Annotated in this window: 1 pseudogene; it reads left to right on the forward strand. The window is 69.7% G+C overall.

What is annotated here, in order from left to right:
• Nucleotides 1-729: pseudogene (locus INT12_RS30690) on the forward strand (RNA degradosome polyphosphate kinase); the annotation flags it as partial.
• Between the last annotated feature and the right edge of the window lie 3 nt (nt 730-732).

A 732-nucleotide genomic window follows, 5' to 3' on the forward strand; every position in this document is an offset into this window, starting at 1 on the left:
GTGCGCCGCGAGGGCCGCAAGCTGCGCCGCTACGTGCACCTGGGCACCGGCAACTACCACAGCGGCACCGCGCGGGCGTACACCGACCTGAGCCTGATCACCTCCGATGCCGACATCGGCAACGACGTGCACCTGCTGTTCCAGCAGCTGTCCGGGCTGGCCCCGCGCACGCGCCTGAAGCGCCTGCTGCAGTCGCCGTTCACCCTGCACGACGGGCTGCTGCAGCGCATCGAACGCGAGATGCACCTGGCCCGCGAGGGCCGCCCGGGGCGGATCATCGCCAAGATGAACGCCCTCAACGAACCGCAGGTGGTGCGCGCGCTGTATGCCGCGTCGCAGGCCGGCGTGCAGATCGACCTGATCGTGCGCGGGGCGTGCACGCTGCGCCCGGGCGTACCAGGGGTATCGGACAACATCCGGGTGCGCTCGATCGTCGGCCGATTCCTGGAACACAGCCGCGTCTACTGGTTCGGCAACGACGGCGCGTCCGAGCTGTACTGCGCCAGCGCCGACTGGCTGGAGCGCAACCTGCTGCGCCGGGTGGAGACCTGCTTCCCGATCCTGGACCCGGAGCTGGCCCGCAAGGTCTACCGCGACGTGCTGCAGAACTACCTGGACGACAACCTCAACGCCTGGGAACTGCACGCCGACGGCGAGTACCGCAAATGCACCCCCGGCCACGACCAGCCCCCGCACTCGGCGCAGATGGCGTTGATGCAGGGCCTGTAGGGC

This window comes from Pseudomonas sp. K8 (genome assembly GCF_014889455.1).
Taxonomy (GTDB): domain Bacteria; phylum Pseudomonadota; class Gammaproteobacteria; order Pseudomonadales; family Pseudomonadaceae; genus Aquipseudomonas; species Aquipseudomonas veronii.